Source organism: Micromonospora lutea (genome assembly GCF_016863535.1).
Taxonomy (GTDB): domain Bacteria; phylum Actinomycetota; class Actinomycetes; order Mycobacteriales; family Micromonosporaceae; genus Micromonospora; species Micromonospora lutea.
In genome coordinates this window covers 109,730-123,757 of the sequence record NZ_BOPB01000020.1, presented here as the reverse complement: position 1 = coordinate 123,757, position 14,028 = coordinate 109,730, and the positions used below count along the sequence as shown (strand labels likewise).

At 70.3% G+C, this 14,028-nt stretch carries 11 protein-coding genes and 1 riboswitch; of the genes, 4 read left to right on the top strand and 7 right to left on the bottom strand.

From position 1 onward, the window contains the following. Positions 1-20: 20 nt before the first annotated feature. Genes narI (Vlu01_RS18210) through Vlu01_RS18195 form a run of 4 tightly spaced genes read right to left on the bottom strand, consistent with a single transcriptional unit; the run spans position 21 to position 6,794 of the window. Positions 21-782, bottom strand: a complete 762-nt coding sequence (gene narI / locus Vlu01_RS18210; protein ID WP_204001000.1) for a respiratory nitrate reductase subunit gamma — start codon at positions 780-782, stop codon at positions 21-23. Beyond that, positions 779-1,402, bottom strand: a complete 624-nt coding sequence (gene narJ, locus Vlu01_RS18205; protein ID WP_204000998.1) for a nitrate reductase molybdenum cofactor assembly chaperone — start codon at positions 1,400-1,402, stop codon at positions 779-781. The genes narI (Vlu01_RS18210) and narJ overlap by 4 nt, the downstream gene beginning before the upstream one ends. After that, complete coding sequence (narH, locus tag Vlu01_RS18200; protein WP_204000996.1) at positions 1,399-3,129, bottom strand: nitrate reductase subunit beta; 1,731 nt, start codon at positions 3,127-3,129, stop codon at positions 1,399-1,401. Before narH ends, narJ begins: the two co-directional genes overlap by 4 nt. Continuing rightward, positions 3,129-6,794, bottom strand: a complete 3,666-nt coding sequence (locus Vlu01_RS18195; RefSeq protein WP_204000994.1) for a nitrate reductase subunit alpha — start codon at positions 6,792-6,794, stop codon at positions 3,129-3,131. Before Vlu01_RS18195 ends, narH begins: the two co-directional genes overlap by 1 nt. Positions 6,795-7,217: 423 nt before the next feature. Between Vlu01_RS18195 and Vlu01_RS18190 the strand changes: the two genes are divergently transcribed. The 4 genes from Vlu01_RS18190 to cysK all read left to right on the top strand — a co-directional run bounded on the left by Vlu01_RS18190 (position 7,218) and on the right by cysK (position 11,692). Next, entirely contained in the window at positions 7,218-8,645 is a 1,428-nt protein-coding gene (locus tag Vlu01_RS18190) for a nitronate monooxygenase (protein ID WP_239095981.1), read from the top strand. Between the two features lie 96 nt (positions 8,646-8,741). After that, a riboswitch (SAM riboswitch) is annotated at positions 8,742-8,853 on the top strand. A 149-nt stretch (positions 8,854-9,002) separates the two neighbouring features. Continuing rightward, positions 9,003-10,214, top strand: a complete 1,212-nt coding sequence (locus Vlu01_RS18185; RefSeq protein WP_204001113.1) for an aminotransferase class V-fold PLP-dependent enzyme — start codon at positions 9,003-9,005, stop codon at positions 10,212-10,214. Then, positions 10,211-10,762 (top strand): serine O-acetyltransferase EpsC, encoded by a 552-nt coding sequence (epsC, locus tag Vlu01_RS18180; protein WP_204000989.1) that lies wholly within the window; start codon positions 10,211-10,213, stop codon positions 10,760-10,762. The genes Vlu01_RS18185 and epsC overlap by 4 nt, the downstream gene beginning before the upstream one ends. Next, positions 10,763-11,692 (top strand): cysteine synthase A, encoded by a 930-nt coding sequence (cysK, locus tag Vlu01_RS18175; RefSeq protein WP_204000987.1) that lies wholly within the window; start codon positions 10,763-10,765, stop codon positions 11,690-11,692. Positions 11,693-11,734: 42 nt separating this feature from the next. Here cysK and narI (Vlu01_RS18170) read toward each other — a convergent pair whose 3' ends face one another. The 3 genes from narI (Vlu01_RS18170) to Vlu01_RS18160 all read right to left on the bottom strand — a co-directional run bounded on the left by narI (Vlu01_RS18170) (position 11,735) and on the right by Vlu01_RS18160 (position 14,007). Then, positions 11,735-12,484, bottom strand: a complete 750-nt coding sequence (gene narI / locus Vlu01_RS18170; protein WP_239095973.1) for a respiratory nitrate reductase subunit gamma — start codon at positions 12,482-12,484, stop codon at positions 11,735-11,737. 104 nt (positions 12,485-12,588) lie between these two features. Continuing rightward, complete coding sequence (locus tag Vlu01_RS18165; RefSeq protein WP_204000985.1) at positions 12,589-13,026, bottom strand: hemerythrin domain-containing protein; 438 nt, start codon at positions 13,024-13,026, stop codon at positions 12,589-12,591. A gap of 168 nt (positions 13,027-13,194) precedes the next feature. Beyond that, entirely contained in the window at positions 13,195-14,007 is an 813-nt protein-coding gene (locus Vlu01_RS18160; protein WP_204000982.1) for a DUF2249 domain-containing protein, read from the bottom strand. Positions 14,008-14,028 lie beyond the last annotated feature (21 nt).

The window sequence follows — 14,028 nt, the reverse complement described above, 5'->3', positions numbered from 1 at the left end:
GCGGGCGGCGTCGGGGCGCGTCAGCGGCGGGTCCGGTCGGGCTTGCGTTGCGGTCGGGGGGCCCGGGGCGGTCCTTCCCACCCGGGGCGCGACGGGCGTAGGCCGGGTCGGGTGTCGCGGCTGCGGTAGGGCACGTAGGGGCGGGTGAGGTAGCCGACCGGGGCGCTGAAGGCGTGCACGAGCCGGGTGAACGGCCAGAACGCGAACAGCGCGAATGCCGAGACGATGTGGATCTGGAAGCCGACCGGTACGCCGGCCATGATCTCGGGGTCCGGGCTGAGGTAGAACAGCGACCGGAACCAGGGTGAGATCGTCTCGCGGTAGTCGTAGCCCTCGCCGAGCACGTTGGCCCGCAGCGTGCTCCACAGGCCGACCACGATGACGGCGGCGAGCACCGCGTACATCGCCTTGTCGTTGCGGGTGGTGGCGGCGAAGACCGGCCCGGTGAGGCGGCGACGGGCGATGAGGATGACCATGCCGGCCAGCGTGCAGAAGCCGGCGACGGTACCGATGAACACGGCCATCAGGTGGTAGGTGTGTTCGGTGATCCCGACGGCCTCGGTCCACGACTTGGGCACGATCAGCCCACCGACGTGACCGATCAGGACCATCAGGATGCCGAAGTGGAACATCGGGCTACCCCAACGCAGCACCGCCGACTCGTACAGCTGCGAGGAGCGGGTCGTCCAGCCGAACTTGTCGTAGCGGTAGCGCCAGATCAACCCGCCCACCAGGATCGCGATGGCCAGGTACGGGTAGACCACCCACAGCAGCACGTTCATCGCCGGCCTCCGGTGGTGTCGACGAGTCCGAACGGTTCCAGGCCCACCTGCTCGACGGGTGGACCGGTGCGGGCCAGGTGGGCGGCGGCTCTCAGCTCCGCCGGTCCGGCGGGGGGCAGCATGGCGCGTACCGCCTCGACCGCGTGCCGGTAGATCGATTTCTCCCGGCCCAGCGATTCGGTGAGCAGGTCGAGGCCGACGCGGTTGTCACGCAGCAGCCGCCAGCCCACGCCGTCGACGGCGGCCAGGTCGAGCACCGCCGGCAGGTAGTCGGGTAGTTCGCCGTCGATCACTTCGACGCCGGCCGCCTTGTACGCGGCGATGAAACCGACCAGGGCCTCGCCGCGCTTGCGGGTGTCGCCGCAGCTGTAGTAGGTCAGGTGCAGCGCACACCGGCGGCGGAAGTCGAACAGTTCCACGTACTCGGCGGCGAGTCGGGTGGGGTGCCCGTCACGGCGGTGCAGGGCCACCGGGCGCAGGTGCGAGGCCACCGTGTCGGGCAGTTCGTCGAGGGCGGCGAGCAGCGTCGGCAGCGCGTCGAGGGTGTCGACGTCGGGGTAGCGCAGCAGCAGCGAGGCGGCCCGGGCGGCGGCGGCCCGCCAGAGTGGTGTGGTGGTCATCGTCCGCTCCCGTCGGTGTCAATCACGCCCGGCTCGTCGGTTCGGGCGTCGCCGGCCGTCGCGTCCCGGCGGGGTGGGAAGAGGCCGGCGGGTCGGCCCTTGCCGTCCCAGTTGAGCAGGTTGACCCGGCGTGGTTCGTCGCCGGGATCGGTGAAGCTGTCGGAGGTCTGGCGCTCCCGCAGCATGTGGAAGGTCTCGACCTGGATCGGTGCGGGGGTGCCGGACGATTCGCCGAACGGGCCCTGGCCGTACGGTCCACCGCCGCCCATGCCGGGGCCGCCCTCGTAGTCGAGGCTGCACTCGGTGCCGAGTTGTTCCAGGCGATGCGCGTCCTCGGCGTGGGCGGTCGGAATGACGTAGCGTTCGTCGTACTTGGCGATGGCCAGCAGGCGGTACATGTCGTCCATCTGCGCACCGGTCATCCCGACCGCGGCGGCGATGGACTCGTCGGGCGGTTCTCCCAGGTTGATCCGACGCTGGTAGGCGCGCATCGCGCCGAGGCGGTTGAGCACCGCCCGCACCGGTGCGGTGTCGCCGGCGGTGAACAGCCCGGCCAGGTACTCCAACGGGATGCGCAGCGCGTCGACGGCGCCGAACAGGTTGCCCATGTCCTCGCCGTCGTGGCCGGTGTCGCGCAGCACGTCGACGACCGGGGACAGCGGCGGGATGTACCAGACCATCGGCATGGTGCGGTACTCGGGATGCAGTGGCAGGGCGACCTCGTACCGCATGATCAGGTCCCAGATCGGGGAGCGCTGCGCCGCCTCGATCCAGTCGTCGGGGATGTCCGCCTGGCGGGCGGCGGCCACCACAGCGGGATCGTGCGGGTCGAGGAAGACCGAGCGCTGGGCGGCGTACAGGTCGTGTTCGTCCTTGACCGCCGCGGCGGCTGCCACGGCGTCGGCGTCGTAGAGCATCAGGCCGAGGTAGCGCAGCCGTCCGACGCAGGTCTCGGAGCAGATGGTGGGTTGGCCGATCTCGATACGCGGGAAGCAGAACGTGCACTTCTCCGCCTTGCCGGTGCGGTGGTTGAAGTACACCTTCTTGTACGGGCAGCCGGTGACGCACATCCGCCAGCCCCGGCAGCGGTCCTGATCGACCAGCACGATGCCGTCCTCGCTGCGCTTGTAGATCGCCCCGGACGGGCAGGTCGCGGCGCAGGACGGGTTGAGGCAGTGCTCGCAGATGCGCGGCAGGAAGAACAGGAACGCCTTCTCGTACTCCTCACGGACCCGGTCGGAGACCTGCTGCAGCACCGGGTCACCGGCGGCGATCTCGTTGCCGCCGGCGAGGGAGTCATCCCAGTTCGCACTCCACGTGATCTTCGTGTCCTCGCCGGTCAGCAGCGACTTCGGTCGGGCCACCGGGGTGTCGTCGCCGGCCGGTGCGGTCAGCAGGTGCTCGTAGTCGTACGTCCAGGGCTCGTAGTAGTCCTGCATCGAGGGCAGTTTCGGGTTGGCGAAGATGCTGAACAGCTTCTTCAGCCGCCCACCGGAGCGGGGCTTGAGCCGGCCGGAGCGGGTGCGTACCCACCCGCCCTGCCACGTCTGCTGATCCTGGTAGGTGCGTGGATAGCCCTGCCCGGGCCGGGACTCGACGTTGTTGAACCAGACGTACTCCACCCCGGATCGGTTGGTCCACGCCTGCTTGCACGTCACCGAGCAGGTGTGACAGCCGATGCACTTGTCGAGGTTCATCACCATCGCCATCTGCGCCATCACCCGCATCAGTACTGCACCTCCTGGGAGCGGCGGCGGATCACGGTGACCTCGTCGCGTTGGTTTCCGGTGGGGCCGAGATAGTTGAACGCGAACGAGAGTTGGGCGTACCCGCCGATCAGGTGGGTGGGTTTGACCAGCAGCCGGGTCAGCGAGTTGTGGATGCCGCCGCGCCGGCCGGTCCGCTCGGCCTTCGGCACGTCGATGACCCGCTCCTGGGCGTGGTACATGTACACCGTGCCCTCGGGCATCTTGTGCGTCACCACGGCGCGGCAGACGACCACGCCGTTGCGGTTGACCGCCTCGATCCAGTCGTTGTCGCGTACCCCGATCTTCGCCGCGTCGGTTTCGCTCATCCACATCGTCGGACCGCCCCGGGAGAGCGTCAGCATGAGCAGGTTGTCCTGGTACTCGGAGTGGATGGACCATTTCGAGTGCGGGGTCAGGTACCGCACGGTGATTTCCAGTTCGCCGTGCGGGCCGAGCCGCGGCTCGCCGAACAGCTTGTGCATGTCCAACGGTGGTCGGAAGATCGGCAGGGACTCCCCGGCCTCGTGCATCCAGTCGTGGTCGAGGAAGAAGTGCTGCCGGCCGGTGAGGGTGTGCCACGGCTTGCGCCGCTCCGTGTTGATGGTGAACGGCGAGTAGCGTCGGCCGCCGTGCTCACTGCCGGACCACTCCGGGCTGGTGATCACCGGCACCGGCCGGGACTGGGTGTCGGCGAAGGTGATCTGCTTGCCCTCGTGCTCGGCGGCCAGGTCGGCGAGCACGACGCCGGTGCGTTTCTCGACGTCGTGGAATCCGGCGGTGGCGACCCGGCCGTTCGTGGTGCCGGACAATGCGAGGATCGCCTCGCACGCGTGCACGTCCCGGGCCAGCGACGGTCTGCCGTCGGCGACGCCGCCGCGCACCGTGCCGTTCTTGCGGCGCAGGTACTCGATCTCGGGGGTCACGTCGGTGTGCACGCCCTTGCCGGTGGTGCCGAGCGTGTCCAGCAGCGGGCCCAACGCGGCGAGTTTGTCGGCGACGGCGGCGTAGTCGCGTTCGACGACGACGAGCTTCGGCATGGTCCTGCCCGGTACCGGCATCTCACCGGTACGGGCCCAGTCGCGCACCACACCGTGCGGGGTGGCCATGGCGTCCGGGGTGTCGTGCAGCAACGGCGCCGCGACGATGTCCTTGCGGACGCCCAGGTGCGGTCCGGCCATGGTGGCGAAGGCGCGGGCGATGCCGTGGAAGGCGTCGAAGTCGGTGCGGGTCTGCCAGGGCGGGTTGATGGCCGGGGTGAACGCGTGCACGAACGGGTGCATGTCGGTGCTGTTGAGGTCGTGCTTCTCGTACCAGGTGGCGGCCGGTAGCACCACGTCGGAGAAGAGCGTCGTGGATGTCATCCGGAAGTCCAGGCTCAGCAGCAGGTCGAGCTTGCCCTCCGGGGCCTCCTCCGGCCAGACCACGTCCTTCGGTCGCAGCTCCGGTTCGGCCTCGGTGGCGAGCAGGTTGGAGTCGGTGCCGAGCAGGTGGCGGAGGAAGTACTCGTTGCCCTTGGCCGAGGATCCGAGCAGGTTCGCGCGCCACACCGTCAGCACCCGCGGCCAGTTCTGCTCCGCGTCCGGATCGGTGCAGGCGAACGTGAGCCGCCCCTCGTGCAGGGCCTTCGCGACGTACCCGGCCGGGTCGTCGGGCTGCGCGGCCAGCGCCTCGTCGGCCAGATCGAGCGGACTTCGGTCGAATGTCGGCATTGACGGCATCCAGCCCAGCCGCGCCGACTGGGCCAACAGGTCCATCGTGTGTTTGCCGTCGAACAGGCCGGTGCCGGTCGGTGCGGACACCACATCGGCCGAGTACGTGTCGTAGCGCCACTGGTCGGTGTGGACGTACCAGAACGCGGTGCCGATCATCTGCCGCGGTGGGCGTACCCAGTCCAGCCCGAACGCCAGGTTCGCCCAGCCGGTCACCGGCCGACACTTCTCCTGCCCCACGTAGTGCGCCCAACCGCCACCGTTGACCCCCTGGCAGCCGGTGAGCGTCACCAGCGCGAGGATCGCCCGGTAGGTGGCGTCCGAGTGGAACCAGTGGTTGGTGCCCGCACCGAGCAGGATCATCGACCGGCCGCCGGAGCGTTCGGCGTTGTCGGCGAACTCCCGGGCCACCCGGGCCACCTGCGCCGCCGGCACCCCGGTGATCGGCTCCTGCCACGCCGGGGTGTACGGCACCTCGGCGTCGTCGTAGCCGGCCGGCCACTGCCCGGGCAGACCGTCGCGGGCCACCCCATACTGCGCGAGTAGAAGGTCGAAGACGCTGGTGACGAGCTTGCCGGCGACCGTGCGGGTCGGCACGCCGCGACGGAGGATCTGCGGCGTGTCGGTGTCGAACCGCGGCAATGCCACCTCCACCGCGTTGCCGGCGCCCAGGCAGGTCAGCGCCGGTTGCAGGTCACCCAGGTCGAGGTTCCACTGGCCGGCCTGCTCCTGCCAGCGGTGGCCCAGCGAACCGCGCGGCACCGCGACCTCGTCGGTGGCCGAGTCCCAGAGCACCGGTTTGAACGCGTCCTCCGTGTCCTGCCCGCCGAGGTCGGCCGCGGTGAGGAACTTCCCCGGCCGGTACGACCCGTCGGCGGCCTCCTCGAGAGTGATGAGGAACGGCAGGTCGGTGAAGGTGCGGACGTAGTCGACGAAGCGGGGGGTGCGCCGGTCGACGAAGAACTCCTTGAGCATCACGTGGCCCATCGCCATGGCGAGCGCACCGTCGGTGCCCGGTTGGGCGGGCATCCACTCGTCGGCGAACTTCACGTTGTCGGCGAAGTCCGGGCTGACCACGATGACCTTCTGGCCGCGGTAGCGGGCCTCCGCCATCCAGTGGGCGTCCGGCGTGCGGGTGACCGGGACGTTCGACCCCCACATGACGAAGTACGAGGCGTCCCACCAGTCGCCGGACTCGGGCACGTCGGTCTGGTCGCCGAACACCTGCGGGGAGGCGACCGGCAGGTCGGCGTACCAGTCGTAGAAGGACAGCATGGAACCGCCGAGCAGGGACAGGAAGCGGGCCCCGACTGCGTGGGACACCATCGACATGGCCGGGATCGGGGAGAACCCGGCGATCCGGTCCGGCCCGTACCGCTTGATCGTGTGCACGTGTGCGGCGGCGATCATCTCCTGGGCCTCGTCCCAGGTCACCCGGACCAGGCCGCCCTTGCCGCGGGCCCGCTGGTACCGGCGACGCCGCTCGGGGTCACTCTGGATGTCGGCCCACGCCGCGACGGGGTCACCGAGGCGCTGCTTGGCCTCGCGGTACATCTCCACCAGCACTCCGCGCGCGTACGGATAGCGCACCCGGGTGGGCGAGTAGGTGTACCAGGAGAAGGCGGCGCCGCGCGGGCAGCCACGCGGTTCGTACTCCGGCCGGTCCGGCCCCACGCTCGGGTAGTCGACCTGCTGTTGTTCCCAGGTGATGATGCCGTCCTTGACGTACACCTTCCAGGAACACGACCCGGTGCAGTTGACGCCGTGGGTGGAGCGCACCACCTTGTCGTACGACCACCGGTCGCGGTAGAACGCGTCCGCCTCACGGCCACCGATCTGGTACAGCGCCTGGCCGTCCGGTGACACCTCCGCCCGGCGTACCAGTCCCCCGACTGCCAACAATGCCCGGCTCGCGTGCTCCCCAATGGCCGCCATGCGCCTCATTCCCTCGGTTGTGACCTTGGCCCACATTCGCGCCTTCGGCACCGTCGTGCAAGACCAAACACGCGGTTCAGGCCAATCACATCGCGATCATGAATCGCACACCCGGGTCAAAGGTCCCGATGCGGAAGGGTCGAACGGCCAAGCCGCCCACGTCAGCGGAGCTCCGTCGGGGCGGGACCAAAGGCTCTGTTGCCTCTCCAGCACGAGAACGGAGGCTGCGTCGAGCAGCTCACGTCGCAGGGCCGCGGCAATTCACTGTGTCGGCGTCAGCGTCGATCACCCCCGACAGGAGAGAACATGACGAACCCCGTGGGGTGCCCAGCCGACCGTCCGGGTGTGCGGCGGGGGCATCCGGAGACCCTGCTGCGCACCAGGCCGGCGGAGGCAGGCAATCCCGTGATCATTCAAGGTGGTATGGGCGTCGGTGTCTCCGGATGGCGGCTGGCCCGGGCGGTGGCTCGCACCGGTCAACTCGGAGTGGTTTCCGGCGTCGCCCTGGATGCGCTGCTTGCCCGCCGGCTGCAGGACGGCGACCCGGACGGACAGGTACGGCGGGCATTGGCGCGCTTTCCCGTTCCCGCACTGGCGAGTCGCGTGCTGAAGCGCTACTTCGTGCCTGGCGGATTGCCGGACGGCAAGCCCTACCGGCCGATACCACGGCTGGGCCTGCGTCCCCGCCGCGACGGGCTGGAACTCGCGGTCCTGGGCAACTTCGTCGAGGTGCTGCTCGCCACAGACGGACATCACGGCCCGGTCGGGGTGAACTACCTGGAGAAGATTCAGATGGCGACACCGGCGGCGGTGTACGGTGCGATGCTGGCCGGGGTCGATTACGTGCTGATGGGTGCCGGGCTGCCGACCGGGATACCCCGCCTGCTCGACGCTCTGGCGGAGCACCGTCCCGTCCGGCTGTCGGTGGCGGTCCAGGGCGCGGCCACCGACCAGCAGTTCCACGTCTCCTTCGATCCGCAGGATCTGTTGGGTGTCACCCCCGAGCGGGTGCGACGCCCGCGTTTGCTGGCCATCGTCTCGTCCACCACGCTCGCGACCTACCTCGCCCGCGACGACACCACCCGGCCGGACGGCTTCGTGATCGAATCACCGGTTGCCGGCGGGCACAGCGCCCGACCTCGCGGAGCATTGCGGTTGAGTCCTGACGGGGAGCCGGTGTACGGGCCGCGCGATCATGTTGACCTGCCGAAGGTGGCGGCGTTGGGGTTGCCGTTCTGGATCGCCGGCGGGCAGTGCGGCCCCGCCGAGTTGTCCGCCGCCCGCGCGACAGGCGCCGCGGGCGTGCAGATCGGGACCGCGTTCGCCCTGTGCCGCGAGTCCGGGCTCGACACGGCACTACGCCAGCGGCTACTGCACGATGCCAGGCGCGGCACCCTGGTGGTGCGTAACCATGCCGGGGTCTCGCCTACCGGCTTTCCGTTCAAGGTGGCGCATCTGCCGGGTACGACGGCAGACGAGGACATCTACGCCGACCGGCCGCGATTGTGCGATCTCGGTTACCTGCGGAGCCCGTACCAACAGCCCGACGGCAAGGTCGGTTACCGCTGTCCCGCTGAACCCGTCGGTGACTATCTCCGCAAGGGCGGAGCCGTGGAAGACACGGTCGGAAGCCGGTGCCTGTGCAACGGTCTCGTCGCCGCCGTCGGTCTGGGCCAGCGGCGACCGGACGGCTATCGCGAGCCAGCGCTGCTGACCCTCGGGCAGGATCTGGCGTTCCTGCCGACGCTGGTCGGCGACGGCGACGACTACGGCGCCGCTGATGTCGTCCACTACCTGCTCGGCACGTCGGTCACCGCGGAACCGTCGGTCCATTCCACGCCCATGCCGTGAGCTGCCCCGCCGAGCACCTGCACTGATGTTGAAACTCTCCGGACAGGGTCCAACGACCCTGCGGACGGCGCCCCACACCGGGGTAACGTTCACGGCGGTCCTGAGTACCAGCGACAAGCCCCGGCTGGCTGGTCGGCAACCCTCCTCCGCGGCGGGGTGCCTCCGGGGGCGACCTGGCCCAGCCGCAGCGGCGGGGCAAGCGCGGATCGGGCGCCCGATCCCCTGATATCCATGGGAGTCGACGTGCGTACAGCCTCGATCCACCCCCTCGAACAGCCGCCCACCATCGACTTCCCGCACGCGCGGACCGAAGCGCAGCCGGGGCGGGGCGCACTGGCCGTGCTGGGCGGCGACCTGATGGTACGGGTCGCCGACGGCCGGCTGCTGCCGTACGCCAATCTCGACATCGCGGCCACCGCGCCGTGCGCCGTGGTGGCGGCCGAGGCGGTCACCCGGCTGCTGCCCTCATACGCCAGCGTCCACCGCGGCGCCGGTGTCCTGTCGCAGCACTGCACCCGCGCCTATGAGCAGGCACGCGCCGCAGTGGCACGGTTCGTCGGCTGCCGCCCGGGCGACCAGGTGGTGTTCACCCGCAACAGCACCGACGCGCTGAACCTGCTCGCCCACGTCGTTCCGGCCTCGACCCCGGTGCTGACCTTCCTCGGTGAGCATCACGCGAATCTGCTGCCATGGCGGCAGACGGTGCATCTCCCGCTGCCCCGCACCCCCGGTGAGGCCGTGGCCGCCGTGGACGAGGCGTTGCGCCGGCACGGTCCCGCGCTGGTGGCGGTGACGGCGACCAGCAACGTCACCGGCGAGGTGTGGCCGGTCGCCGAGATCGCCCGGGTGGCCCGCTGGCACGGCGCCCGTGTGGTGGTCGACGCCGCCCAGCTGGCGGCACACGGTCCGGTGAGCCTGGCCGACCTGGACGTGGACTATCTCGTGCTGTCGGGTCACAAGCTGTACGCGCCGTTCGGTGCCGGCGTGCTGGCCGGGCGCGCTGACTGGATGGATGCGGCACGGCCGTACCTGTCCGGTGGCGGTGCCTCCCGACACGTCGGTTCCGACGGGACGGTCCAGTGGGCGCTCGGACCGGGCCGACACGAGGCCGGCACCCCGAATCTGGTCGGTGCGGTGGCGATGGCAGCCGTCTGCGAGGCGGTGACCGCGACCGGCTGGGCCGCACTGACCCACCACGAGCAGCAGCTACTGGAGCGGCTGGACGCCGGCCTGGCCACGGTGGCGGGCGTACACCGCCTGGTGTTGTTCGGTCCCGCGCATCCCCGCCTGGGAATCGCGGCCTTCGCCGTCGCCGGGCTGGACTCGGCCGAGGTGGCCCGGCGACTCGCCGACGATCACGGCATCGGTGTTCGGGACGGGCTGTTCTGCGCCCACCCGCTGACGCGGCACCTGCTGGCCTCGGCACCGACCCGACTGCCGGGAACCGCGGTCCGGGCCAGTCTCGGCGCCGGGACCACGCGGGAGCAGGTGGACCGACTGGTCGCGGCCGTCGCGCGGATCGCCGCCCAGGCACCATCGCAACGACCGGCCTCCCGGGACATCGCATGATCGACGACATCCGCGCGGCCTACCGCCGCGATCCCGCACTGCACGGCCTCCACGCCGTGGAGGTACTGCTCTACCCAGGGTTGTGGGCGGTGTGGAGTCACCGCGTCAGCCACTTCCTGCACCGGCGCGGCCTTCCCCTGCTGCCCCGGATGCTCAGCCAAGTCACCCGGTTTCTGACCGGCATCGAGATCCACCCCGGCGCGTACATCGGGCGGCGGCTCTTCATCGACCACGGCAACGGCGTCGTCATCGGGGAGACCGCGCGGGTCGGCGACGACGTCACCATGTACCACGGCGTGACCCTCGGCGGTGCCGGCTGGTGGGCGGACGCCAAGGGCGCCCGCCGCCACCCGATGATCGGTGATCGCGTGGTGCTCGGCGTCGGAGCCTCGGTCCTCGGCCGAGTCCACGTGGGTGACGACGCCCGAATCAGTGCTCACTGTCTGGTGCTGCACGACGTGCCGCCCGGCGCCCGGCTCCGCAGCCCGACCGCGTGCGCCGTCGGCGATCCGGACAGCGCCATCCCGACCACCGCGAAGGAGCAGTAAGTGATTCATTCCGATGTGACCGCGCTGATCGGTCGCACGCCGCTGGTGCGGTTGGCGCGCACCGCCGCGGAGCTGCCGGTCACGCTGCTGGCCAAGGTGGAGTCCGCCAATCCGGGCGGCAGCGTCAAGGACCGGATCGCCCTCGCCCTCGTCGACGCCGCCGAGACCAGTGGCGAACTGCGGCCAGGCGGTCTGATCGTCGAGGCGACGAGTGGCAATACGGGGATCGGGCTGGCCATGGTCGCGGCCGCTCGGGGCTACCGGCTCACGCTGACGATGCCGGCGAGCATGAGCCTTGAACGACGGGCGCTGCTGTCCGCGTACGGGGCGACGATCGTGCTCACCCCTGCCGAGGACGGCATGCCCGGCGCAGTACGCCGGGCCAGGGAGATAGCGGATGCCGAGGGCGCCTGGCTGCCTCGGCAGTTCGACAACCCGGCCAACCCGGAGGTCCACCGACGTACGACCGCCGAGGAGATCTGGGCGGACACCGCCGGCCAGGTGGACCTGTTCGTCGGCGGCGTCGGCACGGGTGGCACTCTCACCGGCGTGGGGCAGGTGCTGCGGTCCCGCAAGCCCGACCTGCGGGTGGTCGCGGTGGAGCCGGCGGAGTCGCCGGTCCTTTCCGGTGGCCGAGCCGGCCCGCACGGCATTCAGGGGATCGGTGCGGGTTTCCTACCCGAGGTGCTCGATCCCACCGTGTACGACGAAATCGTCCAGGTCGACGTCGACCAGGCAGCCGCCGCCGCCCGCCGCCTCGCGCGTACGGAAGGGATCCTCGCGGGCGTCTCCAGCGGCGCGGCGCTGCACGCCGCCGTCACGTTGGCGCTTCGACCCGCACACGCCGGAGCCACGATCGTGGTGGTGCTGCCCGACACCGGCGAGCGGTACCTCAGCACGAAACTGTTCTCCTCACCCGACGCGGCCTGACCGCACTGGTGACGGACGCCCGGCCGGCACCAACCCGGGCGGTCATCTCCTACCTCGGGACGAGGATCGGGTCGGCAGCCTCGGCGGCCCCTCCCAGCCCGGGCGGGAGGAGCGCGGCCGGGTGCCGCGGCTGCGGTAGGGCACGTAAGGGCGGGTGAGATAGCCGACGGGCGCACTGAAGGCGTGCACCAGGCGGGTGAACGGCCAGAACGCGAACAGCGCGAACGCTGAGACGACGTGGAGTTGAAAGCCGACCGGTACGCCGGCCATCAGCTCCGGGTCAGGGCTGAGGTAGAACAGCGACCGGAACCAGGGCGAGACGGTCTCGCGGTAGTCGTAACCACCTTCGGTGATGTTGCCCGCCACGGTGTTCCACAGCCCCAGGACGATGACGACCGCGAGGAACACGTACATGGTCTTGTCGTTGCGGGTGGTGGCGGCGAAGACCGGCCCGGTGAGGCGGCGACGGGCGATGAGGATGACCATGCCGGCCAGCGTGCAGAAGCCGGCGACGGTACCGATGAACACGGCCATCAGGTGGTAGGTGTGTTCGGTGATGCCGACCGCTTCGGTCCACGACTTGGGCACGATCAGCCCACCGACGTGACCGATCAGGACCATCAGGATGCCGAAGTGGAACATCGGGCTACCCCAACGCAGCACCGCCGACTCGTACAGCTGCGAGGAGCGGGTCGTCCAGCCGAACTTGTCGTAGCGGTAGCGCCAGATCAGCCCACCCACCAGGATCGCGATGGCCAGGTACGGGTAGACCACCCACAGCAGCACGTTCACCGGCGGCCTCCGGTGGTGTCGACGAGTCCGAACGGTCGCCCACGAGCTTGCCGCATGATTCGGCATCATGGGTGCCAAACCGGGTCGACGGTGGCGGGCAGGGCCTACGCGGTGGGCTGCGGCGAGGTGAGCCGGTCCCAGGCCGGAATCGGCAGTGCGATGACCGCGGCCGGGAACAGGCCGTGCTCCTCGTTGTCGATGTGTCGGCGCAATCGGTCCAGGGCGGCCAGCACCTCCGGCCAGTCCGGCGCCGTGCGGTCGAGGGTACCGAGGACGCCGTGGATGTCGTCGTGTTCGTCGCACAGCCGATCCACGGCCTCGGTGAGGCTGCCCTCGGCGCGTAGCTCGACGAACAGACCACGTTCCTCGGTGTCGGTGTGCGGCATCAGCAGCGCGAGCAGGTCGTCGAGGCGGGCGACGGGGTCACCCGTACCCGAGGTGATCGCCGCGCGCAGCCGCCCGGCGGCGTTGACGATCGCCTCGTGTTCGGTGGTCAGTTGGCCGATCAACGGGAACTCCCGGCAACCGCAGTAGTTACACATGATCGATCTCCCGACGGTGGTCCGGTGATACATCCAGCTTGCCCCGACAGGTCTTGGGCGAGTAGGGCCGATGGGCACGTAGCGCGGCGGGGCGGACGGCCGGCACCGATCGTCGCGCCGGCGCCGGGGCTGCTCCGTGCACCGCCCCGGCGTCGGCCGTCGAAACGCTCAGGCCGCGACAGGCAGCCGGTGCAGGCGGATCTGCCAGACGTCGGGGCCGTTCTGCAGCCACTCGGCGGTCACCTGCCCGGCGAAATGGGAATCGATCTCGGCCAGCAGGGGCCGCGGCGCGTGCGGGGCGACCAGAACCATCGCGGCGTCGGCGGGCAGGGCGTCGAGGGCGGCGAGAACTCGGGCGTGGCGCTCCCCGTGGGGCAGATCCCGCACATCCAGTCGAGGATCGATGCTCAGCAGCGGGGCGTCCGCCTCCGCGCCGGCGGCATCGCCTCCGCACCCACATCCACCGCTACCGCCGCCGCAGCCACCCGCCGACGAGCCGGTCTCGGTACCGACGATGTCGTGCATGCCGTCGAGCAGCGCGGCCAGCGACACCATCTCGGCGTTGACCAGCAGAGGCACGACGAACTCGTTCTCCTTGGCCAGGTGGACGGCGAACACCGCCTGCAACGCGCGGGCGGCGGCGGCCGCCACCGTCGGGGAGGTGGTCTCGTTCAGTTCGATGACCAGCGCCGTGATGGCGCGATGCTCACCGAGCATCGCCTCCACCAGCAGCCTGCCCGCCGGCAGGTCGGCGGCGGCCGGATACAGGGCCGTCTCCTCGGCGGACGCGTGCGGCAGCAGCTCGCCGTGCAGCCAGGCCACCAACTCGTCGCGGCACGACCACGCCTGCCGGGTGTCGCCGAGATCGACGGCACCGACCAGTCGCACCACATGCCCGGTCAGTGTGGCGGACAACTCGCTGTGGTGGCGCACGACCGCGCGGGCGGCCTGTTCGTCAGCGACGAGTTCCGACTGTGACATGAGACCCTCCAGGGTTTCTAC

What these genes read in the sequence shown, in the direction of transcription:
- narI (WP_204001000.1), bottom strand. Translation starts at nt 782, where the DNA reads ATGAACGTGCTGCTGTGGGTGGTCTACCCGTACCTGGCCATCGCGATC.
- narJ (WP_204000998.1), bottom strand. Translation starts at nt 1,402, where the DNA reads ATGACCACCACACCACTCTGGCGGGCCGCCGCCGCCCGGGCCGCCTCG.
- narH (WP_204000996.1), bottom strand. Translation starts at nt 3,129, where the DNA reads ATGCGGGTGATGGCGCAGATGGCGATGGTGATGAACCTCGACAAGTGC.
- Vlu01_RS18195 (WP_204000994.1), bottom strand. Translation starts at nt 6,794, where the DNA reads ATGGCGGCCATTGGGGAGCACGCGAGCCGGGCATTGTTGGCAGTCGGG.
- Vlu01_RS18190 (WP_239095981.1), top strand. Translation starts at nt 7,218, where the DNA reads ATGGGCGTCGGTGTCTCCGGATGGCGGCTGGCCCGGGCGGTGGCTCGC.
- Vlu01_RS18185 (WP_204001113.1), top strand. Translation starts at nt 9,003, where the DNA reads ATGGTACGGGTCGCCGACGGCCGGCTGCTGCCGTACGCCAATCTCGAC.
- epsC (WP_204000989.1), top strand. Translation starts at nt 10,211, where the DNA reads ATGATCGACGACATCCGCGCGGCCTACCGCCGCGATCCCGCACTGCAC.
- Vlu01_RS18165 (WP_204000985.1), bottom strand. Translation starts at nt 13,026, where the DNA reads ATGTGTAACTACTGCGGTTGCCGGGAGTTCCCGTTGATCGGCCAACTG.
- Vlu01_RS18160 (WP_204000982.1), bottom strand. Translation starts at nt 14,007, where the DNA reads ATGTCACAGTCGGAACTCGTCGCTGACGAACAGGCCGCCCGCGCGGTC.